The organism is Verrucomicrobiia bacterium, assembly GCA_035946615.1.
In the GTDB taxonomy this organism is placed as follows: Bacteria; Verrucomicrobiota; Verrucomicrobiia; order Limisphaerales; family UBA8199; genus DASYZB01.
Genome location: DASYZB010000161.1, coordinates 14059 through 39988 on the forward strand (window position 1 = coordinate 14059; position 25930 = coordinate 39988).

At 58.8% G+C, this 25930-nt stretch carries 17 protein-coding genes and 1 pseudogene; 9 read left to right on the top strand and 9 right to left on the bottom strand.

All coding sequences use genetic code 11. From position 1 onward, the window contains the following. Window positions 1-6 precede the first annotated feature (6 nt). The 8 genes from VG146_23160 to VG146_23195 form a co-directional block, all read right to left on the bottom strand. Window positions 7-3765 (bottom strand): glycosyltransferase, encoded by a 3759-nt coding sequence (locus VG146_23160; protein ID HEV2395259.1) that lies wholly within the window; start codon window positions 3763-3765, stop codon window positions 7-9. Between the two features lie 157 nt (window positions 3766-3922). Continuing rightward, window positions 3923-5836, bottom strand: coding sequence for a CmcI family methyltransferase (locus VG146_23165; protein HEV2395260.1), 1914 nt, complete (start codon window positions 5834-5836; stop codon window positions 3923-3925). Between the two features lie 110 nt (window positions 5837-5946). Continuing rightward, entirely contained in the window at window positions 5947-6267 is a 321-nt protein-coding gene (locus tag VG146_23170) for a ferredoxin family protein (protein ID HEV2395261.1), read from the bottom strand. 180 nt (window positions 6268-6447) lie between these two features. Then, window positions 6448-7395, bottom strand: coding sequence for a glycosyltransferase family 2 protein (locus tag VG146_23175; GenBank protein ID HEV2395262.1), 948 nt, complete (start codon window positions 7393-7395; stop codon window positions 6448-6450). Between the two features lie 7 nt (window positions 7396-7402). Next, the gene (locus tag VG146_23180) at window positions 7403-8056 is read right to left on the bottom strand and encodes a hypothetical protein (protein ID HEV2395263.1); all 654 of its coding nucleotides are present in this window, start codon (window positions 8054-8056) and stop codon (window positions 7403-7405) included. Beyond that, window positions 8053-8727: an FkbM family methyltransferase gene (locus VG146_23185; protein ID HEV2395264.1), complete on the bottom strand. Its 675-nt coding sequence runs from the start codon at window positions 8725-8727 to the stop codon at window positions 8053-8055. Before VG146_23185 ends, VG146_23180 begins: the two co-directional genes overlap by 4 nt. 4 nt (window positions 8728-8731) lie before the next feature. Beyond that, a complete protein-coding gene (locus tag VG146_23190) occupies window positions 8732-9457 on the bottom strand; it encodes a hypothetical protein (GenBank protein ID HEV2395265.1) in 726 nt (241 codons plus the stop codon). Window positions 9458-9520: 63 nt separating this feature from the next. After that, complete coding sequence (locus VG146_23195; protein ID HEV2395266.1) at window positions 9521-10054, bottom strand: hypothetical protein; 534 nt, start codon at window positions 10052-10054, stop codon at window positions 9521-9523. Window positions 10055-10228: 174 nt separating this feature from the next. Between VG146_23195 and recN the strand changes: the two genes are divergently transcribed. Then, complete coding sequence (gene recN, locus VG146_23200; GenBank protein HEV2395267.1) at window positions 10229-12025, top strand: DNA repair protein RecN; 1797 nt, start codon at window positions 10229-10231, stop codon at window positions 12023-12025. Here the strand turns inward: recN and VG146_23205 are convergent. Continuing rightward, the gene (locus VG146_23205; protein HEV2395268.1) at window positions 11946-13877 is read right to left on the bottom strand and encodes a pyrroloquinoline quinone-dependent dehydrogenase; all 1932 of its coding nucleotides are present in this window, start codon (window positions 13875-13877) and stop codon (window positions 11946-11948) included. The two genes, recN and VG146_23205, sit on opposite strands and share 80 nt — an antisense overlap. Before the next feature lie 574 nt (window positions 13878-14451). On the opposite strand from VG146_23205, the gene VG146_23210 reads away from it, so the two are divergent. From VG146_23210 to sucD, 8 genes and pseudogenes are all read left to right on the top strand, one after another. Next, on the top strand, window positions 14452-18228 hold the full coding sequence (locus VG146_23210) for a UvrD-helicase domain-containing protein (protein HEV2395269.1): 3777 nt from the start codon (window positions 14452-14454) through the stop codon (window positions 18226-18228). Between the two features lie 37 nt (window positions 18229-18265). Further along, window positions 18266-19734, top strand: a pseudogene (locus VG146_23215) (FumA C-terminus/TtdB family hydratase beta subunit). A gap of 10 nt (window positions 19735-19744) precedes the next feature. After that, entirely contained in the window at window positions 19745-20191 is a 447-nt protein-coding gene (gene aroQ / locus VG146_23220; GenBank protein HEV2395270.1) for a type II 3-dehydroquinate dehydratase, read from the top strand. A gap of 265 nt (window positions 20192-20456) precedes the next feature. Further along, on the top strand, window positions 20457-20930 hold the full coding sequence (gene accB, locus VG146_23225; GenBank protein ID HEV2395271.1) for an acetyl-CoA carboxylase biotin carboxyl carrier protein: 474 nt from the start codon (window positions 20457-20459) through the stop codon (window positions 20928-20930). 45 nt (window positions 20931-20975) lie between these two features. After that, complete coding sequence (gene accC, locus VG146_23230; protein HEV2395272.1) at window positions 20976-22358, top strand: acetyl-CoA carboxylase biotin carboxylase subunit; 1383 nt, start codon at window positions 20976-20978, stop codon at window positions 22356-22358. A gap of 80 nt (window positions 22359-22438) precedes the next feature. Then, window positions 22439-23728: a citrate synthase gene (locus VG146_23235; protein HEV2395273.1), complete on the top strand. Its 1290-nt coding sequence runs from the start codon at window positions 22439-22441 to the stop codon at window positions 23726-23728. 96 nt (window positions 23729-23824) lie between these two features. Continuing rightward, window positions 23825-25033, top strand: a complete 1209-nt coding sequence (gene sucC, locus VG146_23240) for an ADP-forming succinate--CoA ligase subunit beta (GenBank protein ID HEV2395274.1) — start codon at window positions 23825-23827, stop codon at window positions 25031-25033. Between the two features lie 5 nt (window positions 25034-25038). After that, a complete protein-coding gene (gene sucD, locus VG146_23245) occupies window positions 25039-25929 on the top strand; it encodes a succinate--CoA ligase subunit alpha (GenBank protein HEV2395275.1) in 891 nt (296 codons plus the stop codon). The last annotated feature ends 1 nt before the right edge of the window (window position 25930 follow it).

Sequence of the window (25930 nt, forward strand, 5' to 3'; positions counted from 1 at the left end):
CGCGGCTTAGCGGCCGCGCCTTTTTTTCCTGAGTTCATTACGGTTCATCCGTGAGAGCCAGGCGCCGGGATGAAGGACCCATGGCACTGATTTTTGCCTGTACTCCTGGAGACGCTTCGAGTAATACTCTTCAATGCGCTTTTCCAATGCGCTCTCGGTCTCGCCCAAGCCGCACCGCCCTTGCATTCCGATGGAAAGCGCTTCTGTGTCCTGTTTTGAAAGGTGCTCCGAATCGAGCAGGTAATCCACCTCTGGCATGGGCGTATCGGTTTGGGATTGAAAGGTGATGTTGGGCGCCAACCGCGCGCCGCGGGCGGCCAAGGCATCGCGCAAGGCAAACCAAAGGGTGTGATAGGAGGAAGCCAGCGAGAAATGGGTTTTTACGTAAAGCTCGCCCCAGACAGCCAGGTCTCGACGCAATTGCGGTTGGGCGTGCAAGGAGGAAATGGTGCGGGCCAGCTCTTCAGGCGCGACCGAGGCGGCGAGACACCCGGAGACTCCGTCGGCCAAAGCTTCGGGAACCCCGCCCACTGGATAGGCCACGCTTGGGGTGCCGCAAGCGGCTGCTTCGATGAAGACCTGGCCAAAGGCCTCTTCGAGGCTGGGGGCCACGAACAGGTCCGCTGCCGAATAGAGCAGAGCCTGTTGAAGGGGTTGATGGGCATAGCCCAGCGCCAAAATCTCTGGGAGTCGCTCCTGCAACTGCTTTCCACCAACCCCGATGCAGACCGGCAGCAAGTCCGGGATTGCCAGTCGTTGGAGAGCCTCGATCAGGTGGGCGGCCCCTTTGCGCGCGTCAGCCACATTCGTGCAACAAAAGAGAAGAACAAACTTGTCTTGTGGCAGCCCTAGCAATTCGCGGCACATCCTTTGGTCGCGCGGCTTGAATACATCGAAAGGCACTCCGTATCGAATCAAGCGCCTCACGCTCTTTGCCGGACCATCCAGCTCGCTGATTCGGGCGAATACCGAGTCAGCCATCCCAAGGAGCCAGCGGCTGTTGGCGGCCAAAACCAACCCGTCCGAATTGCTTATCAACTCGCGTTTGGCCTTCCAGGCATCATGGATTCGCTCAGGCGCAAGCGATGGGTATTCATTGGGCGTGGGACAGGACTGATCGCAGCCGATAAGGTATTTCGTGCAAGCGCCCGGGTAGGCACACCGGCCTGTCAGCAACCAACCGTCATGGAGGACGAAAACCGTCGGCCATTCGGCGGAAATCCTGGCCAGAACCTCGGGGTCCAACCGAGCGGCGTGTAGATTGCCCACGAGGACCACGTCAGGCTTTTGCGCTCGAATGGTTTGGAGCAGTTTAGGCCCGAGATGGTGAGAGGGTGCATCCGGCTCCAAAGGGTCCGCTCGAATGGCTACCGGCGCCACCTGGTGGCCGGCTTTGATCAATGCCTGGGCCAGGCGCTTGTGCGCTATCCCTGCGCCATAGCGAAACCCCAGGTCATTGACCAGCACCACGCGGAGCTTTTCCTTGCACGCCGACGCTGCCTTTGATTTGTAATCTTTGCCCGCCATAAATTCTTCCCGCACCTTGCGCAACTCAGGCCGGTACTGGTCGGTGTGATAGGTCTTCTGGTCTTGGTGAACGCGGTAGAGCGCCAGCGGCGCCCCAAGCACCTTCAAACGCGCCCCGGCACTTGCAAAGCGCAGCCATAGTTCGTAATCAAGACTGAAATAGAGCGATTCATCGAGGTGTCCTCCCGCTTTTTCCCACAGGTTGCGGGTGAAGAAGACCTCCGGTTGGTAAAAAAACTGGCCGGCGTCCCAGCAGTGTTCCTGATCCAGTAATTCTTCCACCGATAACGGGCCATCCTCGCAACTGGTCAGATGCTGGTTCAACACCGTCCCGTCCTGGTGGAGTTGGCAGATACCCGTCACCATATCAGCGCCCGAAAGATGGAATCCCAACGCGACCGCCGCCAATGCGCCAGGGGCCAGCATGTCGTCGCTGTTAAGCCAGGTCAAAATCTCACCTGTCGCCCGGGCGAATCCTTTGTTGATAGCATGGCATTGGCCGCGGTCCTTTTCGCTGGCCCAGAAACTCAACCGCGCGCCGTACTTTTGAAGGATTGAAATGGATTCATCAGGCGAACCCCCATCCATGACGATATATTCCAGGTTTGGATAGTGTTGGTTCAGCACGGAGAGCAGCGTTTCTTCGAGAAACCGGCCCTGGTTGAATGAAGGGGTGACGACAGTGATGCGAGGCCAGGCTTTGCCGCCCGGCAAGGTGGCCGGCAGCGGGCGGTTGTCCGGGCAGGCATAAGGCCAGGGGCCATGATCGAGTTCGGTGTGCGAGGGGGAGAGCAGTTTGCCCCGCAGCAGCGCCTGGTCGGGAATAACCTTGTGCAGCTCTGGTTGTTCCATTCCGTTGTTGAGGTCGTTTGGCTTTATTAGCCCCTCACTTACCAGACGCGCGCTATCCTCCAAAGCCGGCAAAATCCTGGATGCAGGAGGGGCCATCTGCCCCTGCGAGCGCGGCCAACCCGAGAGCAATTCCTCGAAGAGCTGAACATATTTGCGCGCCTGCACCTCCAGAGGGAAATGCTCTTGGGCATGGCGCAATGCGTTGTGTTGCCAGTTTTTGACCTGCTCGGGATGCTCGCATGCAAAAAGCATTGCCGCTGCATAGCGTTGCGGCTGGTTGACCGGCACAAGCAACCCAGTGCGCTCGTGGCTGATTAACTCGGGAATGCCGCCTGCATCCGTGGCGATAACCGCCGTCCCGCAACTCATCGCCTCAATGATTGTGTTGGGCAAATTGTCTTCCAGCGAAGGCAGGAGAAAAACGTCCGCAGCCGAATAGAGAGAGCGCAGTTTGTGGTCGGAATCAAAGTGCCCCAAAGGCCTGATGGGCAGTCCGGTCTGGAGATACTGTTCGGAGGCATAGCCAAAGGAGATAAACCGGACACGGCCTGCGGCAGCCTTTTCCTTGAAAGCGGGGTTTTGCAGGCACAGGGCGATGCTGGCGAGCAGGGGCTCGAATCCCTTGCGTTTGTCGAAACACGAGTCGGCCCCAAAAAGAAAATAAAACCCATGCGGCTCCAGGCCCAGGGCCTCCCGCGCCCTGGCTTTGTCTTCGGGCAGAAAAACATCGGTTTCAATGCCGTAGGGAATGTGCTCGATCCGGGCCTGGCCAAAGAGGAAACTGCGCCGGGCGCATTCGGCCATCCACCGGCTTGGGGCAACCAGGGTCAGATTGCGAGGGAGCAAACGGCGCGCAGTGGCCAGGACATTTTGCGTGAGTTGGGCGCTGTTATCTCGAAGCTGAGGGCAAATGGCGCAGGAAGATTCAAACGCGGCGCAACCGGCCGAGTAATGGCAGCCGCCTGTGAAGGCGCGCTGGTCGTGGAGGGTCCAGACCGTGGGTTTGCCCAATTGATGCAGCCGCGCGATGGTCTCCGGCGAGAGCAATTCGGAGACCCAGTGCAGGTTCAGCACGTCGGCTTCTTGCACTAGCGGGTGGACCGATAGATCGTAGCCAGGGTAGGGGAGAGAAAAGTAAGTGTTGGAAATGTCCGTGCGGTTTGTCTCGATTAAGGTCCTGCGCGCCTGGTCCAACTGCGCCAGATACGCGCGATGCCCCGGGCTATCTTCAATGTTGGCTTGACACACCGCCGGTTCGGCTGACTTTCGATGCTTCGTCAGCATCGCGGATTCGTGGCCGAGATGCAGCAAGCCTTTGTGCAAGCGCCAGGCGGCCCGGGCAGCCCCTCCCTGGATGTCATAGGTGCTTAGAATGACCGAACGCATCGTATCGAGATTCTGTTAAAATCAGGCAAACCAACGCCAGGAAGCTGTGCTTCATCGGACACAGCACCGAAATGAACGGCTTCCAAAACATGGAACCAAAGCGCCAGAGGGCTGGCGCAGTCCAAGACGCTAGCGCGCGGACCAGGAACGTGGGGTTTCATTTTTCTGGAGGTTTAATCGCCTCCATAAACAACGAATCGGGTTTGCGGGTCGAGCCTTGTTCGGTCACATCGAGCAGAAAAGAATTCAATTCCGCTATGCGCGACTGATTGGCCGCGCACACCTGGATGTCTGCAAAGCCGGCCTTGCGCAAAAGGTTACCCAGCGAAAAGCGATCGTACATCCATTTATGCGCCTCACCACCCTGCCGGAATTTACCGGTAGTTAGGGCATCCGCTGCTCCCTTGGGCGGGTCTGGCAGCGGAACGGCGCCTGGAGCGCGGAGACGCTGAAGGACGTTGCGCGCCTCTTGCCCCATGCGTTGGAGAACAAACTCTTCGGCAGGCATCGGGTTCTGCTTCCAATATTCGAGCATCTCACCTCCGCTCCGTTCACGCACCATCTGGTCGAGCAGTTCCAGCGTCATCCATTCATACCGCGAGGCGGCCTGCGGCTCGCCAGCCGCAGCGGCTTCAAGATACTTTAAATAAAGCCGGGCTATAGTTTCTAGGTCGGGGACTGCGATTCGGATCACCCCGCCGGAGGCGAGAACGCGCCGGCATTCTTGCAGAAAGGGCAGCGCCTGCTGGTGCGGCAGGTGCTCCAGCAAATGCGAGTGATACACCGCCTGGAACTCGCCATCCTTGAACGGCAGCGGGTTTTGAACGTCCAGGCGCAGAACAGTGGGATCGGTTGGAGCCAGGTCCATGTTGACCCAGCCCGGATGGAAACGGGCGCCGCAACCCAGATTCAACAGCGCCTGCTTTCGAGCCCCGATATGGTCTTGAGAGACATGTCTTGGGACTAAAGGGCTCCCGCTCTGAACTTCTTGGTTATTGCTCTGGTTAAGCAAGGAGTGCTTCGGGCTGACTGCAGCGTCGAGTTTTTTGAGAAAGCCATTCGTGCACCAGGTGACATTAAAGCCGAAAAAGTCACAATAATCGGCATCGATTTCATACTCGGCATTATGGCGGTTGAGGAATTCCTTAAGTGCCAGGTGCGGGCCAGATTTGCCAGTAGCCCCCTCGACGAGGTCGGAAATAATGCCGTCCTCAATAACGATGTATTCGTGCGGCTGCAGCCAGGGGTGAAAGAACCCAAGCACCGCGCTCGAAGTGGGATAGGAATGATCGGCATCCTCGATGACCAGCCAGGGTCGGGGCAAACCTTGGAGGAACTTGGAGTCCAGCGTCTGGCCCAGGGCGCGGCCATTGGCTTCCAGAAATGTGACACGGCCATGAGATACGCCCTTCGGCTTTACAATATCCAACGAGTACACATGGCCGTCGATATGGAAGCTTTCGAGCAAGTCCCCAAACCACAAAGCGCTCCCGCCATCTTTCGAGCCAATCTCAAAAATCGTGCGCGGCTGAAGTTTCCAGAGCAGCAAGGGATACAAAGCGCAATCGAACGGGTTCTTGAGCATCGGAAGGCCGCGATAGGTATAATTATGCAGCGAATGCTGGATGCTCAACAGCGTCTCGCGCGGCAGGCTGGTTTGCCAGGACCGTTGTTGCCAATGAGTTTTCCCGGATGCGGGCCGCGCCAGGGCCTCGGACAGGAGCTTGACCCGTTGACCAGCTTGGGCGTGGGTTGGATTGTTTGTTAATTCGTCCTGATAGGCCGCCAGGGCCTCTTCATGGCGCCCAACCCGGTCCAGGCAAACCCCCAGCAGAAAGCGGGAACCGGGAATGCGAGGCGCCTCGGCTAGGAGCTGTTGAACCAGTTTCAATGCCTCCGCTCCTTTATCTGAATCCAGCAGGCCTTGCACTTCGCTCCAACGACCACCGGTGGGTTGAACCGGCTGGCTGGTCGTTACGGCCACCGCGCCACTCGGCTGCTGAGCCTGGGAGTCCGGACGAACTCTAGAAGGCCGGATGAGCCCTCTGAGCCGCTCAGCCAAGTGCTTCATTCTACTCAGGATTTATTCAGGACACGTCCCCGACCCACCGGAACCAACTGTCAGCGCCGGCTCCGGATTAGGTTGTTGCGTCCTCGAATTCGACTTCGCGACGGAACCTTTCAATAGCCTAGCTCGGCCTTTCTTGCAGTGGCCGTGGGCAAGGGGTCTTTTTTCTGGACGATTGCCTGCGCCCCGGAATCTTTTAGGCGGTGGGATTCAGTGGCGTTGAATTCAATATTGGCTTGAAATTCCTGCGGCAGGTCTGCCTCGGCGTAAATGGCCTCGACGGGGCAAGCGGCCACGCAAGCCGTGCAGTCGATGCAATCCTCCGGGTGAATGACCAATTGATTGTCCATTTCGTAAAAGCAGGCCACCGGACACACTTCCGCGCAGTCGGTGAACTTGCAGCCCTGACATTTATTCGTAACAACGTGAGCCATATTTGCTCGATGACGTTCGGTTCTTTTGAGGCGATTTGCAACCCATTTTTCGGGCCTTTAGAGCTGCGGGCCGTAAAGAGGGCAACAGCGTCGCGCCGCCCCCCCCGCCCGGCAACGGCCAGAGGCCTTGGCGGCCTTGGCAAGCCCTGCCACCGAACCCACCACAACTGAACCAGGTTTTTAGCCCCAGGAAAAGAATTTCCGACGCTTTCCGGGGTTTTCCAGGGAAGCCGCCTCACTGGAGACCGAGCCGGGTGATATGGAACCGAAAACGGTGCGCTGGCTGTAATCATCTGCCAGATGATCGCGGACCATGGTAGCCGGGTGCGAAAGGGGAAAATCCATCGCGCGGGCGGGCAGGTTAGCAAGCGGGCTGGCTGGATCGGTGGTGTGAGTCGAGCCGGGCCCGAAACCGATATTGCTGACGAGGTTCGATTTGGGAATGGCTGTCAACAGGTTCTGTGACCAGCAAGAGAAAGTCCAGCAGAAGGCCCAGGAGTCGATCCGCCGCTCATAAGCGCGGTCAAATGCATCGCTCCAATATCGAGCATGGCCCGCCTCCGGGAAAAGACCATCGAGCCAGCCGCTCGCCTTTAATTCCGGCCAGGCCGCCATGTCTCCGTCAAACAGCCGCCAAGCCCGGCGCCAGGTCGCCCAGCCCCAGCAATGGTTAAATCGCGAAAAATAATAGCTGTGTTTGGACGCGCGCCCTGGGGGCTGAAAATTATTTCCCGTTATGACCCCCACGCGACTGTCTGCTTTGAAATGCTCGAGCAATTCCGTGCAAAAGAGAAAAAAGCTGGAGTCCGGGATGCAATCGTCTTCGAGGATGATGGCCTCATCGACTTGCTGGAACGCCCAGGTCAAGCCGGAGGAGACGCGCCGGCGCAAACCCAGATTCTGTGGGGCGTAGTTGCGGGAGACCTCAGCGGGCCAGTCCACGCCCTTATCGAGCAAGGCCCGAACCCTCGCACAGGCCTGGGCATCCGCCGGGTGGCCTGCCCTTGGCCCGTCGGCCACCAGGAGCAGGCGCGAGGGTTGAGCAAGCCGGAGCGCATCGAGGACCTTTTGCGTCAGGGCTGGCCGGTTAAAGGCGAGCAAAACAACGGGAGCAGTGACAGCGGGCATGGTTAGTTTAATAAGCTTTTGGCGGGAGCGGTCTGAAGGCATCCACGATAAGGGAAGTGTAACTCAGCGAGCCATCGCTGTTGCGCGGGTCGTACCGCTTCGAGCGGGAGACATGGCCATCTGCAGGAGACCATTCGGTAAAGTGAAAGACCGGTTTCTCATCCCAATATTCCAAAAGCACCACTTCAAAACCGGCGGCGCGCAGCATGGCCGGCAGGAGTCTGTAATCGTACAGCACTTTATGATCATCAGCGCCCGGGCCGGTTCCACCGGGCCGGACATGCTCCCGATAGGCGGGCGCCGGGTGCAATCCGTCCGGCACCGCAAGCCGCAGCCTGCCTCCGGGTTTCAGAAACCTGAAACAATTCCGGTTGGCGACGCCCGCCTGCTCGAGCGAAAGGTGCTCCCAAACGTGTTCGGCCAGCAGGCTGTCGATTTTGCGTCTGCCAAAAATCTCCTTCCACTGCCATTCTTGAGTCGCGTCCAGAATGTCAATGTCGGTGTCTATCCAGCCCTCCTGTTTCCTGGGACCGGCCCCGAGAATCACCCGAAGCGGGTCTGCGCCACGCGCAAGCCCGGCAAGCTCGCGGCGCCTCACATCGGTTGCGGCGCGCGGCTGAAATCCCAGCTTCTGTCGGGCTGCTCGCAGAAAGGCAATCATCCCCGTTTACTCCGATAGAGCACATCATGGTGCGATAATACAGCCACCGGCTCGTACCACGGTTGGAGGAACGAATCGATCTCGTCGCGAAAGCGCGCCTCGATGAGCATCTGCGCCGGTTTGTAGCGGCCAAAATCCAATCCTTGCAAGGCTTGAAGTTCGAACCCTTCGACATCGAGGGATAGAAAATCGATGCGTTTGACCCCGTGCTGGTCGAGCACGGAGGTAAGCGTCCGGGCGTGGGCCGTCAGCTCGTAGGAGGTGATCTGCTGGACCTGGCAGCCGCGCCGGACATGTTCCAAATCGCCAGTCTCGGATTTCATGGCGCCCTTGACGAGGGACATCATGTTGCAAAAATGCATCGGAACCTGGGCTTGGTCATAGTGGAATGGAACGAGAGCGCAATTCTCCACCAGGCAACGCGGCCGGTGGCGGCGGCATTGCGCGGCCAGCTCGGGGATTGGCTCGATGAGTAGCCCGCGCCAGCCCAGGTAACGCTCGAAAAAGAGGGTGTTACTGTACGTCACGCCGTCATTAGCCCCCGCTTCTATAAAAAATCCATTTCTGAAATTGAGGAACGGCTTTAGCTTCAAATCCAATTCATCCAGAGCGAACGACCGCTCCGGTTCAGCGGGGCGATTCGAGGAGATCAGGCGTTTGAGCCAGTTCATATTTTCAGAGCCTGTGCCAGGCCCACGTCCGCCAAAAAAAATTCAGATACGGCCCCGGCCCTGAGAAGTCTCTCTTTCTCCAGGCCGGGGGGCGAAGCGCAGCGGCTGCCCGATGATAATGCTCCCGCTCCGTATTATCCAGCAGTAGCCAGCCGCCCCGTCGCAGCTTGGGGGCCGCTCGCGTGATGCAGGAAGGCCGGGCCCGGCCATCGACAAGAATGAAATCAAAGTAACTGTCCGGCCATGAATCGATTCTCGAAACATAGTTCCGAAAGCTTTTGCCCCGGTAACACTCGGCGCTGGACAGGCACAAAGCCGGGTCCGCAGGGTCATCGACCAGCCCTGCAAGGGCGGGTTCTGGTTCTACAAGCTCAAGCCGGATATTGCGGACGCCTCGTTGGGCCAGCGTTTCCCGCACTTTTGCCGCCCAGGCCGGATCGTGCTCGGTTGAGACTATTTCGCCGGCGCGCTGGGCAAAAAAGAGAGTCGAACCGCCGGAGCCGTATTCGAATACAACCATCTGTGGAGTCAACCGGCGTCGAAGAAAAGCGATGGCCGGGAAAGTGATCCACGGTTGCCGGTCCGCCAAGGGACTGGCCTGAGGCCGCTGCGCGCGTTGCCAGGCCGGAAAAAACCTCAGCAACGCCCAAGCCGAAGGGCCGCCCTGGGAATGCCGGCGCAGCTTAGCAGCTTCATCGAAAAACAGGCGCAGCCCTGCCAAAGAAGGCATGGCCGCAAAATGGCCCTTTCAGCCGAGATGATCAAGTTGGATAACCCCGTCAGGCCGTTGAGTTCAGGGCCCAATGCGATTGCCGGTTGAAAACGAGCCGTAATACACTGCCCCTAGTTCGGGATAAGCAAACTGGAAAATCCCCGAGAAATGGTCATTAACCAGGTTGCCATTGGAATCGAATTGCGAGTGCTCGCCGCCAACGATCGAGCCAATCGGGCCCGAGTGGTATTCATCGTAAAGAAATGCCTGCCGTACGACGATGCCGAAGCTGGGATTGCCGATTTCCGTATAGCCGGAGGTTGAGTCTCCCGCGACCATCTGTATCACGTCGGAAACAAAAGCGCCGTTGGAAGCCCAAACCACGGCTGTATCGCGCGCCGCTGGCCGGTAAACAAAAACGAGCTTGGAAGGATCAATGCCATTATCACGCGCAATCTTATTGACAAAAGATTGTTCAGTGAACGAGCCGACAGTGACCGATCCGTTTGAGTTCGTAGTAAAGTAAGTGCCGCGCCAAAAGAGTTGATAATTTTGCGCTTTGGCCGATGGGACCGCAGCACAACCAATCAAGACGACAGCTAAGAGCATCTGCATTTTCATATTTAGTGTGTACATGTTTGTTCGTTTATCGCCCGGTTTTGTTCGGGGAGAGCTTAGGCGCATCCAGACACCCATCCAATGGGGCGCTTTCCTCCTCGAATCAAAGAAAAGTCCCCACAAGATTTAGGCTCGACTGGATGCGCGCCCACCCGGCACATTCGATAAAACATGCTGACCACCTTGCGCATCAAAAACCTTGCCCTGGTCACCGACCTGACTCTCGAACTGCAACATGGCTATAACGTCATCACCGGCGAGACCGGCGCGGGCAAATCCATCCTAATTGGGGCGTTGAATCTCGTTTTGGGCCAGCGGGCCGATCGCACACTGATCCGCAGCGGCGCCGAGAGCTGTTCGGTCGAGGCTGTGTTCGACATCGCCTCGCTTACAGCAGAACTGGCCCCGCTCCTGGATGAAAATGGGATCGAGCCCTGCGAAGACCACCAGCTTGTTCTCAAGCGCGCATTCACCAACACAGGGGCCAACCGCCAGTTTATAAATGGTTCTCCAGCCACACTGAACCTGCTTGCCTCTATCGGCGAACGGCTGGTCGATATCCATGGCCCGCATGAGCACCAATCGCTCCTCTACCCAGCTCGCCAGTTGGCCATTCTCGATGCGTTCGGCGGCCTGGAAGCCCACCGCGAGGCCTTCGCCGGCCTGGTGCGCCGCCGAGCCGAAATCGAGGCTGAAAAGACCGCGCTCATTGTCGATGAACACACCTACGCCCAGCAGCTCGACCTCCTCGCGTTTCAAGTCAATGAAATCACCGCGGCCACACTGATCCCCGATGAGGATGCTCAGGTTGAACAGCATTTTCAACGCGCCAGCAACGCCGCCCGCCTCATCCAACTTGGCCAGGCCGCCCTCGACCTCCTCAACGAAAACGAAAACTCGCTGCTGACCCAGGCCGGGGCTGTGGGCCGGACCTTGCAAGAACTCAATCGCTTGGACCCCTCCGCCGCTCCCGTGCTCGAATTGCACCGGCAGGCCATCGCCTCCCTTCACGAGTTACAATCCCAGCTCGCGGTATATCTCGATAAAGTCGACGTGGACCCCGAGCGCCTCGCCCAACTCGAAGAACGGCTCAACTTGCTCCAGACGCTCAAACGCAAGTACGGCTCCAGCCTCCCGCAGGTCATTGCCTTCGGCGAAGAGGCTCGGCGCAAACTCGAGGCCCTCCAGCAACGCGATCAAGAGCTTGCCCGGTTGAATATCGAGCTTCAGAAACTCGAAACCGCCGTCCGCCAGGCCGGCCAGAGCCTCTCGGCAAGGCGTCTCAAAGTCCTTCCTCAATTGAGCCGTGCCGTCAGCCGCCAACTCGCCGAGTTGGGCTTCAAGCAAAGCCGCTTCGATATCACTCTGACCTCAAGCGACCTCCCCTCGCTCAGCCAGGGCAGCCTGGCCAATACCCCCAAGCCCAATCCCATGAGCGCTCATGGCTGCGACACCATCGAATTCCAATTCGCTCCCAACCCCGGTGAACCCCCTCGCCCATTGCGCGCCATCGCCTCCTCCGGCGAATTGGCTCGCGTTATGTTGGCCCTCAAAACTGTTTTAGCCGCGCAAGACCAGGTTCCAGTCCTGGTTTTCGATGAAATCGATGCCAATGTCGGCGGAGAAACCGCCGGCGCGCTCGCTGAAAAGATGCGCGCTATCGCCCGGAAACGCCAGGTCCTCTGCATCACCCACCTCCCTCAGGTGGCCGCCTCCGCTTCCGCTCATTTCCTGGCGTCAAAAGAAGTTAAGGCCGGTCGTACCATTTCAGAGATTGCCTTGCTAGATAAATCCAGCCGCATCGCTGAACTGACCCGCATGTTGGGGGGCGAAACCGAAGCCGCCCGCAGGCACGCCCAGGCCCTGTTCGAGCGCGGCCAAACTGAGGTCAACGCGGCAGTGCGAAAGCGACCACCGCATCGCTCTGCGCCTCCTCGCGTATTTTGGAGTGACCCCCTGCAGCAATGACCACGAATTGCCTGCCGCCAACCTTGGCCCGGTAGGTCATCGGTGTCGCGGCCCCGCTCGCCGGTAACGTTGCTTTCCAAAGTTCTTCGCCCGTTTCGATGTCAAAGGCGCGGATGTACGGTTCCACTGTTCCAGCGATGAAAATCAACCCGCCCGCTGTCGCAATTGGGCCACCCAGACTAATCGAGCCCGGCGGAACGTTGGTTTTTTTTCCGCCAAAATCGTGCATCGACCCCAGCGGGACCTGCCACCGGATTTTGCCCTCGCTCATATCCACCGCCGTGAGCAGCCCCCAAGGCGGAGGCGAGCAGGGCAGGTCCGATGGGGCCTGGAGGAAATTGCGGAAAACCCCGTATGGCGTTCCGGCTTGTGGCGCATATTCGCCGCCCTCGCTGCGGTGATGCGCGTCCTCAAACTCCGCGCGCGCAACCAGCCTTACCTGTGCCGGAAGGTTGTTGACATTGGCCACCAGCAGCTTCCTGCCCGGGTCAAACGCGTAGCCGCTCCAGTTCAAACCGCCCACGTTTCCTGGAATGACCAGCGACCCTCGCAGACTGGGCGGAGTGAAGATGCCTTCGAAGCGCAAGGCCCGCAGACGTTGGCGGCAGGCCACGCGCTCGGCTGGGGTAACTCCCCAGGCATCGTCCGCCGAAATGGTGTGCGGCGCCAGAGGCGGCGGCGCTACCGGGAAAGGTTGCGTGGAGGAGGTTTCTTCGCCGGGAACGTCGCTTTGGGGCACAGGACGTTCTTCAACCGAAAAGACCGGCGCGCCGGTGTCACGATTGAGCGCATAAACAAGGCCGGTCTTGTTACCCTGAATAACCACTGGCACCTCTTTACCGCCATGAGGGATGGTTGCCAGGAGCGGGGGCGAGGCGGTGTCATAATCCCACAGGTCATGGTGCACGAGCTGAAAACCCCAGGCCAATTCTCCGCTCTGCGAGCGCAGAGCAACGATCGAGTCCGCCCATTTGTCGTCGCCGGGCCGCAGCCCGCCGTAATAATCCGGGCTGGCGCTGCCGGTGGGCACAAAGACCAGGTGGCGCTCAGGATCGACCGCCATAACGGACCAGGCATTGGCGGCGCCGCTGCGCCAGGGCCTGGTCATGGAATCGGACCGGTTGGCCTCGAGCGGTTCCCAACTCCACCGCAGGGCACCCGTGTGCGCATCAAAGGCCCGAACCACCCCATCCGGCATGTCTGCTCGCGTGTTGTCGTCTATGGCCGAACCGACTATGACCAGACCGTCAATGACGCTGGGCGGTGAGGTCATATGGTAGGCCCCCGGCGCGAACCGAGCGACGTGTCGCAGGTTCACCTGGCCGCCATGGCCGAACTCGCGGCAAGGCTGGCCAGTGGCCGCATCTAGGGCGATGAGCCGCCCATCCAGGGTGGCCTCAAAGAGCCGGCGTCGTGCGCCCTGTCCCCCTTTTCCCGCTCCGCCTCCACCTGGCCTGGGCTCGGCCCAGGTCGCCACTCCCCGATTGACCAGTCCATCCCCATAATTCCAATTGAGCCGTATTTTGGGGTCATACGCCCAAAGTTGCGTCCCGGTTTCCGGGTCCAGCGCGATCACCCGATTAAATGGGGTGGTCAGGTACAGGATGCCATCGACCAGAATCGGCGTTGTCTCAAACCCGCTACGGTTGTGCCCGCCGCTGCCGTTGGAGATATCGCCCGTGTGGAACACCCAGGCAACCTCGAGCCGGGAAACATTCTGGCGATTGATTTCCGCAAGAGGCGAAAAACGCATGCCCCCTGCATCATGCCCATAGAAAGGCCACTCATCGACCGGCCCCCCCGCAGCGAGGGCCGCTGCCACCCCGCTCACACAGACGAAAGCACACAGCATACTACTTGGACTTGCGGGTTTCATTGCAAGTCACTCCTGCACTCTCTGATGGCATTCGTCAAGAGTGACGTTGCCCTTCTCCTTCTGGCTGGACGCCCCACACGACAGAATAAATGAGTATGACGTTTCCCGCCACCATCACGCACCCGCCAGCCGGCCCGTCACCCACGCGCGTCCGCCACTCCCTCTCCTTGTTGAGGGCGGGGCTTTCAAGCGTCGCTACGCGAGGCGGCATGTGATGGGCTGGATTCCGTGGGCCGAGGCCCACGGCTACCGGCGCGGCACCGCTACGCGGTGCGGTCCTCCCGTCCGTTGGAGGGGAGCGCGAAGGGAGGAAACCGTTGAAAATTCGATTCAGTTTGGCTTCCTATGCACGCCTCTGTTTTCTCTGTTGTCTCTCGTGAAAATGCACGCAACGGGTTGCGAATCAACAAATGCACATTTTCATGCATAGTGGAGAACGCAAGTTCATGAAGTTTCCTGTTCAAATTGAATCGTTTCGGCTAACGCAGCGCGTTACCTGCGTTTTTCCAGTTGCGCCTGCACGGCCTGTGCCACAAGTTGCCCGCTCGAAATGAATTTAACTGCCGCCCAAAAGGAGGCGATCGAGGCCCCGGGCAATGTGCTCCTGGTCGCTGGGGCGGGCACGGGCAAGACCCGCACCCTGGTCGAGAGATGCCTGTTTCTTTTGGTCGAGGCGCAGCCGCGGGCCTCCCTCGAAGAGGTCCTTCTGGTCACCTTCACCGAGGCGGCGGCGACGGAAATGCGCGGGCGCATCCGGGAGCGGCTGCTGCAGGAATCGGCAAAGAATCCCCAAGACGCGCATTGGCAGGAACAGATTGCCCTGTTCGAAACAGCCCGTATCGGGACGCTCCATAGTTTTTGCCTCGAATTAATTCGCCAGCATTTCTATCAGCTCGCCCTTGATCCCCAGTTAAGCGTGCTGGCCGAAGAGGAAGCGCGCTTGCTGGCTGAGGAAACCCTCGAAGAGCTGCTCCAAACCCACTACGCCGGCCAGGACAGCCAAGCCCAAGCCGTGCAGAGTCTGATACAGGTCCAGGGCAGCGGGTCCGACCGGCTCGTTCGCGCCCTGGTGCTGCGTCTGCATCGCTACACCCAAAGTTTGCCGGACCCGGCTGGCTGGCTGCGCCAGCAAGTATTGGCTTACGAGGCCGGCGCGCCACAGAAGTGGGTTGAATGGCTGAATCAGGCCCTGGCGGATTGGCGCGCGGCCTGGTTGCCGGCCCTGCACAGCCTGGCGGCCCACAACGCACTGGCCGCCGAGTGCGCCGCCGTGCTCTTAGGGCTCCCTCCTGGGGCGGGCCGCGCGGAAGTGGTGGCTGCCCTGGGACAGGTCACCGCTATTGCCTCTCAATGTCCGAACGGCAAAAAAGGACTTTGGCATGAGCCCCTCAAGGAATTCTTCGCCGAGACCGCATTCCTCCGCTCAGTCGCGCAGAGCCCGCCAGGCCCGCCCAATCTTCCACCGGCGACACCGCACAACCCTGCGAGCGCCGCAACTCCCGCCGCTTTGCCAAATGCTCGACAAGGCCCCGCCGTCATCAATTCCGCGCCTGGCAGCGACCCCCTGGCCCAGGATTGGGAATGGGTCCGCCACGAAATGCTGGCCCTGTTGCGCCTCGCCCAGGATTTTGCCGGCGCCTTCGCCGAAGCCAAGCGCGAGCTTGGCGCAGTGGATTTCGCCGATATCGAGCAATACGCCCTTGGGCTGCTGTGGGATTCCGCGGCAAACGAGCCGACGAAGATCGCCCGGCAATGGCGCAAAAAAATCCGTTACGTGTTCGTGGATGAGTACCAGGACATTAATGCCGCGCAGGATAAGATCATCCAGGCCCTTAGCCGCGAGGCGGCGGAAGCCAATCGCTTTCTGGTGGGTGATGTCAAGCAAAGCATTTATCGGTTCCGCCTGGCCGCACCCCACGTCTTCCAGGGCTACATCCGGCAGTGGGCCAAAGGCGAGGGGCGCGTTATCCCGTTGGTGGACAATTTTCGCAGCCGCGAAGGGATTTTGCTCTTCGTTAATTCGCTTTTTGAGCGTCTCATGCGGCCCGAACTCGGGAGCGTGTCTTACGATGAAATGGCGCGCCTGGCCTTCGGCGCTCCGTTGGAACGCCGCCTCCTAAGCGCCTCTGAAAACCCGGCGCCCTGCGTCGAGCTGCACCTGTGTCTCAAAGGAGGGGCCGAACCTTCGGACCCGGAGCCCGATTCGGCAGAGGGCCTGGCCGAGGCGCGCGACTTGGAAGAGCCGGCCAAAGAGGCCCGCCAGGTAGCATTGCGGCTGCTGGAATTGCGCGCCAGCCGTCATCCCATTTGGGACGAGCAATCCCGGCAATTCCGCTCCGTCGAGTGGCGCGATATGGCCGTCCTTCTGCGGGCCCCTGCAGGGAAAGCGGAAAGCTTTGCCAAAGAATTCTCCGCCCTCGAGGTCCCTCTGCAGGTCGCCCGTGCCGGGTTTTATGAGAGCCTCGAGGTCTCCGATTTGTTGAATTTGCTCCAATTACTCGATAACCCGTTGCAGGACGTGCCGGCCCTGGGTGTTTTGCGCTCGCCGCTGGTCGGCCTAACGCTCAATGAATTGGCTCTCATTCGGCTGGCCGCGCCCAAAGCCCATTTCTGGACCGCCCTTCTGCGGTGGAATCGGCAGCCCCAAAGTCCCATTCCAGCCTCCGGCAACGCAACGAAAGAGGCGAACGACCGGGAATCCCCGTCGGTTATTGACCCGCTGGAGACTGGCCGCAAAACCGCCACATTCCTCGAACGCTTCGCCCGATGGCGGCGTTTGGCCAGGCAAGTGTCCCTTTCGCAGTGCCTCGAAGCGGTTTTGGCCGAAACCCATTACTCCGATTGGCTCTGGACCCAGCCCCGGGGCCAACAGCGCCAGGCCAATGTCATGCGCTTGTTAAAGCTGGCCCAGCAGTTCGACCGCTTTCAACGCCAGGGCTTGTTCCGTTTCTTGCGGTTCATTGAAGCGCAACAATCGGTCGATTCGGAGCCCGAGACACCTTCCCTGAACGAAGAGAACTCCGTTTCTTTGCTGAGCATACACCAGAGCAAAGGGCTTGAATTCCCCGTAGTTGTCGTGGCTGACCTGGGCAAGCTTTTCAATCTTTCCGACCTGAGGGCCGGACTGATTCTGGACGAGTTATACGGCTTGTGTCCGCGTATCAAACCGCCCCATTCTGCCAGGTCCTACCCGAGCCTGCCGCATTGGCTGGCTCGGCGCCGCCAACTCCGCGAGCTGCTGGCTGAAGAGATGCGCCTGCTCTATGTCGCCATCACCCGCGCGCGCGACACTCTGCTGCTCAGCGCCAATATCGCTCGCACCCGCTTCGAGCGGCTCTGGAAAGCCAAATCGGAAACAGGCACCGACGCCTTGCTCTCAGCCAGGAGTTACGCCGATTGGCTGGGGCTTTGGTTTTCCCAACACGTTCCCCAAATGGAGCCGCCACAACAGGGGCAGACCGAGTTGTTGCGCTGGTTCATTTGCGACGAGGACGCGGCATTGCGGCGACCGAACCGCGAAGTGCCTCCACCCGGTCCGGTTACACGCCGGGACGCCGCCCTCGATTCGCCTGTCCTGGAAAAGCTGCGGCGGCGTCTCGCATGGCGCTATCCCCATGAAGCTGCAACCAGCCAATCCGCCAAGAGTTCGGTGTCGCTGTTGCGAAGGCAAGCCGCCGAAAAGCTCGGTGAAGAAGCGACCTTTTTATTTGGCGCTCCCTCTTCAAAGCTCAGGTCGCCTCGATCGAGGGTTACGGGGGAAAATGCCTCACCTCGCCTCTCTACACGGCCTTCCGCCGCTGAGATTGGCAACGCCCATCATGCGTTTCTCGAAGGCATCGCGCTGGACCGGGCGGGCTCGAAGACGCAACTGGAAGCGGAGGCCAAACGGCTTGAACGCGCCGGGCACTTGGCCATCGAGGAGGTTGCTTTGCTTGATTTCAAGGCCCTGGCCGCCTTCTGGGGTTCCGGTTTGGGCGCAAGAATCCGCGCGCAAACCCCCTTTGTCCATCGCGAGCTGCCCTTCACGGTTCGTTTTCGTGCAGACGAGATAGCCGCCCTACTCGGGTTGCCTGCGCAATCGGACCTCCAAAACGAGTTCGTCATCGTGCAGGGTGTTGTGGATTTGGCGGTCATTCTTCCCAATGAAATCTGGCTGCTTGATTTCAAAACCGATGACCTCAGGCCCGCCCAATTGTCCGGAAAGCTCCAGTTGTATGAGCCCCAGTTGAAACTCTACGCCCGCGCCCTCGCGCAGGTATATAAGAAACCTGTCTCGGAATCCTGGCTCTACTTTCTGCACCTGCAACAGGCATCGAGGGTCCAATAGTTGACTTTGCCCCCGCCTCTTCTTAGCCTCCCCAACGATGAAGCTGCTGGCCGATTCCATCCTTGAACTCATCCGGCGCACCTCGGCTGAAATCCCCGATGATGTGCATCGCGCCATCCTGGCGTCCCTTGAACGGGAACAAAAGGGGACCATTGCCCAGAGCGCCATGCAGATTATCGATCAAAATGTTGCCCTGGCAAAAAGCAAATCCCAACCCATTTGCCAGGATACCGGCAGCATCCTTTTCTTTGTCGAGTGCCCGCTGGGCTTCGACCAGCTCGCCTTTGAAGAAACCGCTCGCGACGCGGTCAAGACGGCCACGAAAAAGGGCTTTCTGCGGCAGAATTCAGTCGATTCCATTACCGGCAAAAACGACGGCACCAACGTCGGGCCAGGCTCGCCGACCATTCACTTTCATCAGCAGCGCAATGGGGAGGTTTCGGTGCGGTTGGTGCTCAAGGGCGGCGGCTGCGAAAACGTCGGGGCGCAGTACTCGTTGCCCAACGAGAAGCTCAAGGCCAACCGCGACCTGGACGGCTGCCGCAAAGCGATCCTCGATGCGGTCCTCCAGGCTCAAGGCAAAGGATGCGGACCTGGAATCCTCGGGGTGTGCATCGGGGGAGACAGGGCAACGGGTTACGAGTTTTCCAAGATACAGTTATTGCGCAGGCTCGACGACCGCAATGGGAACGAGCAGTTGGCCCGGCTCGAAGAGGATATTGTCGAAACGGCCAACAAGCTCGGCATTGGCCCGATGGGCTTTGGCGGGCGCACCACGCTTCTGGGCACCAAAATCGGCGTGCTCAACCGCCTGCCGGCATCCTACTTTGTTAGCGTCAGTTACATGTGTTGGGCCTATCGCCGGCAAGGTGTGCGCCTGCGGACCGGCGGCGCCATCGAGGAATGGCTTTACTGATGCAAAAAGCCAATATGCTTCAGCTCACAACTCCTTTAACAGAACAGGCGGTTCGCTCTCTCAAGGTGGGCGACCAAGTGGCCATCACCGGGCGGCTGTTTACCGGGCGCGATGCGGTCCATAAGTATTTGCATGAAGGAGGCAAACTGCCGCCAGATGTGAAGCTGGCGGGGGGCATCCTGTACCATTGCGGCCCTGTGATTATCAAAGACGAGCTGGGCGACTGGAAATGTGTCGCCGCCGGGCCGACCACTTCGATACGCGAGGAACCCTACCAGGGCGAGATCATCCGCCAGTTCGGGTTGCGGGGGGTTATCGGCAAAGGAGGCATGGGGGACCGAACTCTGGCCGCCTGCAAGGAGCACGGCTGTGTGTACCTGCATGCAGTCGGCGGGGCCGCCCAGGTGCTCGCCCAATGCATCAAGCGCGTGCCCAATGTGTATTTCCTCGAACAGTTCGGATTCCCCGAAGCTATCTGGGAGTTCGAGGCAGCAGGATTTCCGGCGGTGGTTACCATGGACGCCCAAGGCCATTCCTTGCACAAGGAAGTCTTCGACGCCAGCCAAAGAGAATTGGCAAAATACGTTTAGTTCCCCCAGCATGAGAATCCTCTTCCTCAACGGCCCCAACCTCAACCTCCTCGGTCAACGCGAGCCCGGTATCTATGGCCACACCAGCCTCGAGGAAATCGAGGAAAAGGTCCGCCAACGGGCTAAGGCTCTCGGGGCTGAAATCGAGTTCTGCCAAAGCAACAGCGAGGGGGAGTTGGTGACTTGGATTCAAAAGGCCAAGAGTGAATTCGATGTGATTGTTCTCAATGCAGCCGCCTACACCCATACGAGTGTGGCTTTGCGCGATGCAATTACCGCCGCCGGCGTGCCGACTATTGAAATCCACCTCTCCAACGTCCACGCCCGCGAGGAATTTCGACACAAATCCCTGATCGCCCCTGTCTGCGCTGGGCAGATTCTGGGCTTCGGCGCTGCCTCTTACGTTTTAGCCGTGGAAGCGGCAATTAACGTTAACGAACGCAAGATTAAGCCGTGAAACGCCAGTTTTAACCATGTTTTTACCCTTATCGAACGGCTGTCTTTTTTAATAGTTGACGCGCCTGCACCAGATCAGCTATTTTCCATCGCATATTATTAATGGGTCAAGCAGAGTCGATTTCGGCTGCTGCTTTTTTGCTTATTTGAAAGAAAGAACCGCAAGACAGAGCACTCGAATGTGGTGTAAGAATGCTCATGGCAATAACCGGCCCCCCCGGAAATGCGCCCTTTCACCGCAAAAACCCTGTAATTAAACTAGTGCCGTGGACCTAAAAGACGACCTCAAAGACATTAAGGCCATTATTGACCTGATGCGGAAGAACTCCGTATCGGAGTTCGAGTTGGAAAAGCAGGATTTCAAGGTCAAGATCAAGCGTGGCGCCAACGGCACCAATCCCGTCATTGCACAGGATGATTCCTCCGGCATGGCCTACATTCCACCCTCAGTTACTGCCCCTCCGCCGCCTGCCGCCGTTGCCTCGACGCCTGTCAGCAATGAGGTCGATATCAAGTCTCCCATGATCGGCACGTTTTACCGCGCCCCTTCCCCGGAAGCGGCCCCCTACATCGAGTTAGGCTCTGAAGTCAATCCTGATACAGTGGTTTGTATCATCGAAGCGATGAAGGTCATGAACGAGATAAAAGCCGAGGCCAAAGGCGTCATTACCCAGGCCATGGTCGAGAATGCCAAGCCGGTCGAGTTCGGCCAGCCATTATTCAAAATCAGGCCCTCTTGAGGACGCCAGCATCCCACCTACCCCCACCGCTGTCGCCTAAATAGCATGTTCGAAAAAGTCCTGGTCGCAAATCGCGGGGAAATAGCCGTCCGCATTATCCGGGCCTGCAAGGAACTCAACATCCGGACGGTAGCGATTTATTCGGAGGCAGATGCCAACTCGATGCACGTGCAACTGGCAGACGAAGCCATTTGCATCGGAAAGGCACCCGCCAACGAAAGTTATTTGCGCATCGACCGCATCGTCAGCGCCGCCGAGATAGCGGATGTCGATGCCATCCACCCCGGATACGGTTTTCTGGCCGAGAACGCCCATTTTGCGGATGTGTGCGAGAGCTGCAACATTCGCTTTATAGGGCCTAACTCGCGGGCCATGAACGCTTTGGAAGATAAGGCCGTCAGCAGGGCTTTGGCCAAAAAGGCCGATGTCCCCACCCCTCCTGGCTCAGAAGGGGTGGTCGAGAATGAGCAAGAGGCTCTGGGTGTAGCCAAGCGCATCGGCTATCCTGTGATGATCAAGGCGGTCGCTGGGGGTGGAGGCCGGGGCATGCGGGTTGCTCACAACGATATCTCTCTTGTAAAAGGGTTCCACACCGCCCGCAATGAAGCCGAGAAGGCCTTCGGCAACTCGGGTGTTTATATCGAAAAATTCATCGAAAACCCGCATCACGTCGAGTTCCAAATCCTCGGGGACAATAAGGGGCACATCATCCACCTGGGGGAGCGTGACTGCTCAATACAACGACGGAACCAAAAGGTGGTCGAGGAATCCCCTTCGCCACTGTTGAACGGGAAGTTCAAAGATTTGCGAAAAAAAATGGGAAAGGCCGCCATTAAAATTGCCCAGGAAGCCAATTATACCAATGCCGGCACGGTCGAGTTCATCGTGGATAACAACGGGAATTTCTATTTTCTCGAGATGAACAAGCGCATCCAGGTCGAGCACCCCATCACTGAGGAAGTGACCGGCATCGACCTGGTCCGCTATCAGATCATGCTGGCGATGGGAGAACCGCTGCGCCTTTCCCAGGGGGACGTTCAGTTCCGGGGACACGCCATCGAATGCCGCATTAATGCCGAAGACCCCTTTGACGATTTCCGCCCAAGCCCCGGGCGCATCGAGATGTACTACCAACCGGGCGGACGCGGAGTGCGCGTGGATAGTCACGCCTACGCCGGCTACACCATCCCTTCGGCTTATGATTCGCTCATCGGCAAGTTGATTACCTATGGCAAAGACCGCCGCGAGGCCATGGACAAAATGAGCCGCGCGTTGAGCGAGTACATGATCACCGGCATTAAAACCACCATCTCCTTCCAGCAGGCAATCCTCCAAGACCCCAATTTCCGCCGGGGAGTTTATTCCACCACGTTCATCGAGCAGTTGCTCAGCGGCGCGCGCAGGGAATTGATTGAAGAAAAGGCCTGAAGCAAATTAGATTTGGGATTGCGCGGCAAGTGATGATGGCATAGGTTTTTGCGCCGCGCGCGAGTTGCACAGGTTACTTTATGGAAAATAATAGAGCCGAACTGACACTGGATGGAAAGAATTGTAAATTGCCGGTAATCGAGGGGAGCGAGCACGAGCGGGGCATCGATATTTCTTCCCTGCGCAACGATACCGGGTTTATCACACTGGATGATGGGTATGCCAACACTGGCTCCTGCCAGAGCCAGATCACCTTTATCGATGGCGAGCGCGGGATTCTGCGCTACCGGGGGATTCCCATCGAAGAACTTGCTGAGAACTCCACCTTCATCGAGGTGGCTCATCTGATTATCATGGGCCGGCTGCCCAACAGCGCCGAACTGCGCCGCTTTTCCGACCTGCTCACCGACAACGAGCTGCTCAACGAAGCCATGAAACACCACTTCGAGGGCTTCCCGACCCATGCCCATCCCATGGCCATTCTCTCGTCGATGATCAACGCCGCAAGCTGCTTTTATCCCGAACTGCTTGAAGAACAAAAGCAAAACCATTTCGAGGTCGCCGCAGCCAGGCTCCTCTCCCAGGTCCGGACTATCGCCGCGTTCGCCTACCACAAATCGCGAGGATTGCCCATTATATATCCAAAACCCGACCTGAAGTACACGGCGAACTTCCTGCACATGATGTTCTCGCTGCCTTACCAGGATGCGGAAATCAAGCCCGAAACAGCCAAAGCCCTGGACCTGATCTTTTTGCTCCACGCCGATCACGAACAAAACTGCTCGACAGCGACAGTGCGGATGGTGGCTTCCAGCCGGGCCAACCTTTTTGCCAGCGCCGCCGCCGGGGTCTGCGCTTTGTGGGGTCCGCTGCATGGCGGGGCCAACCAGGCTGTGCTGGAAATGCTCCAGGCCATCCACGACTCCGGCGATAACGGCTCGAAATTCATTGCCGCAGCCAAAGACAAGAACAGCGGCAAACGCCTCATGGGATTCGGCCATCGGGTCTATAAGAACTACGATCCGCGCGCCAAGATCATCAAGAAGGCCTGCGACGAGGTGCTCTCCAAGATGCACATCCAGGACCCTCTGCTAGATATCGCCAAGCACCTCGAAGAAGCCGCCCTGAGCGACCCTTATTTTGTCGAGCGCAAGCTCTATCCGAACGTCGATTTCTACAGCGGAATCATCATGCGGGCTATCGGCATCCCGGTCGAGATGTTCACGGTCATGTTCGCCATCGGGCGCATGCCCGGCTGGATTGCCAATTATCGCGAAGTGATGGAAGCCCCCACCCGCATTTATCGCCCACGCCAGATTTATACCGGGCCCACCCTGAACCATTACATCCCACTCAAAGAGCGGAAATGAACCCGCCGGACCGCTACCGCGGTTTGGTTTTGAGCGAATCGGCACACCTGCCAGAAAGGGCAGGCCCGGAGTACTTCTAGGCCTTAACTACCATCCATGAACATTCACGAGTTTCAAGCCAAGCAATTATTAGCCCGGCAGGGCGTCGCCCTGCCCGCGGGCGACGTGTGCGATTCCCCGGAAGCTGCCAAACGCATTGCCGAACAACTCTTTGTCCAGGGTGCGCGCATTGTGGCTGTCAAATCCCAAATCCATTCGGGCGGCCGCGGCAAAGGCGCCTTCAAAAGCGGGTTCAAGGGAGGAGTCAAAATCTGTAAAACGGCGCAAGAGGTGTTTGAGAACGCCCAAGCGATGCTTGGCAACGTGCTCGTGACCAAGCAGACCGGTCCCGAGGGCCGGCTGGTGAGCAAGTTGCTGGTGGCCCTGGCCCCCAATATCCAGAAAGAACTCTACCTGGCCGTCCTGCTGGACCGCGCCACCGCCCGCCCCGTGCTGATGTCCAGCACAGAAGGGGGAATGGACATCGAAGAAGTGGCTGCCAAAACGCCTGAAAAAATCATAAAGGAACCCATCGATCCAGCAGTCGGCATGATGCCTTACCAGGGGCGCAAAGTGGCCGCTTCCCTCGGGTTAACTGGGGATTTAATCAATCAGGCTTCAAAGCTGCTCATGGGGGTTTTTAACACCTGGTGGGAATCCGATGCCACCTTGGTCGAGATTAACCCTCTATGTATCATCCTGACTGCGGAAGGCAAATGCGCCCTCATGGCTGTCGATGCCAAGCTCTCCCTGGACGATAGCGCCCTGTATCGCCATCCAGACCTGCAGGCCATGCGCGATTTGGCTGAGGAGGCTCCGCTGGAAACTGAGGCGAGTAAATTCAGCCTGAATTACATCAAGCTCGAAGGGAATATAGCCTGCCTGGTCAACGGGGCTGGCCTGGCTATGGCCACCATGGACATTATCCAGCACTTTGGCGGGCAGCCGGCCAATTTCCTCGATGTCGGCGGCGGCGCCAGTCCCGAGCAAGTTAGCGCCGCATTCCGCATTATCCTGCAGGACCCCAACGTGAAGGGGATTCTGGTGAACATTTTCGGCGGGATTATGGATTGCAACGTCATCGCCACCGGCATCGTCGCCGCTATTAAAGAGACGGGTCTGAAACTGCCGCTTGTGGTGCGGCTGGAAGGCAATAACGTCGCCGCCGGCAAACAAACCCTCGCCGCGTCGGGGTTGACGATCATCAGCGGGGATTCGATGGCTGATGCTGCGCAAAAAGTGGTGCGAGCTGTGGCTGGGAAATAATTCTTATGTCAATCCTTGTAACTCCTCAAACGCGGCTGGTGGTTCAAGGCATCACCGGCAGTTTCGGCGCGCGCCATACGCAATTAAGCCTGGCCTATGGAACGCAGGTGGTGGCAGGGGTCACTCCCGGCAAAGGCGGCCAGCTCTTTGAAAACAAAGTCCCCATCTTCGACACAGTCGCCGAGGCCATGAAACAAACGGGCGCAACGGCTTCGGCTGTTTTTGTGCCGCCGGCCTTTGCGGCGGATGCGATACTCGAGGGGGTCGATGCCGGCCTGGACCTGGTGGTCTGCATAACCGAAGGCATTCCTGTCCGAGACATGGTCAAAGTTAAGCGGGCAATGGAAGGAAAGCGGACGCGTTTAATCGGGCCAAATTGTCCGGGCATCGTCACCCCGGGGGAGGGCAAGGACTCGATTGGGGGCTGCCGGATAGGGATTGCGCCGGGGTACATTCACAAAAAGGGCCATATCGGTGTGGTCTCGCGCAGCGGCACCCTCACGTACGAAGCGGTGTGGCAGTTGACTTGCCGCGGGGTTGGCCAATCCACTTGCGTCGGTATCGGCGGCGACCCGGTCAATGGCACGTCGCACCTGGATGTTCTGCAGATGTTCAATGCCGATCCCGAAACGCAGGGTGTTATCATGATTGGCGAGATTGGCGGGTCGGCTGAGGAAGAGGCGGCGGAATGGGTTCAGCGGCACTGCAAGAAGCCGGTCGCCGGCTTTATTGCCGGGGCCACGGCGCCGCCGGGCCGGCGCATGGGCCACGCCGGAGCCATCGTCAGCGGCGGCAAAGGGACCGCTGCGGCCAAGATTGCAGCTTTTCGGGCCGCGGGGATCGGCGTAGCGCCGACTCCGTCGGAAATGGCAGATACACTTCTGAAAATGATGTAAG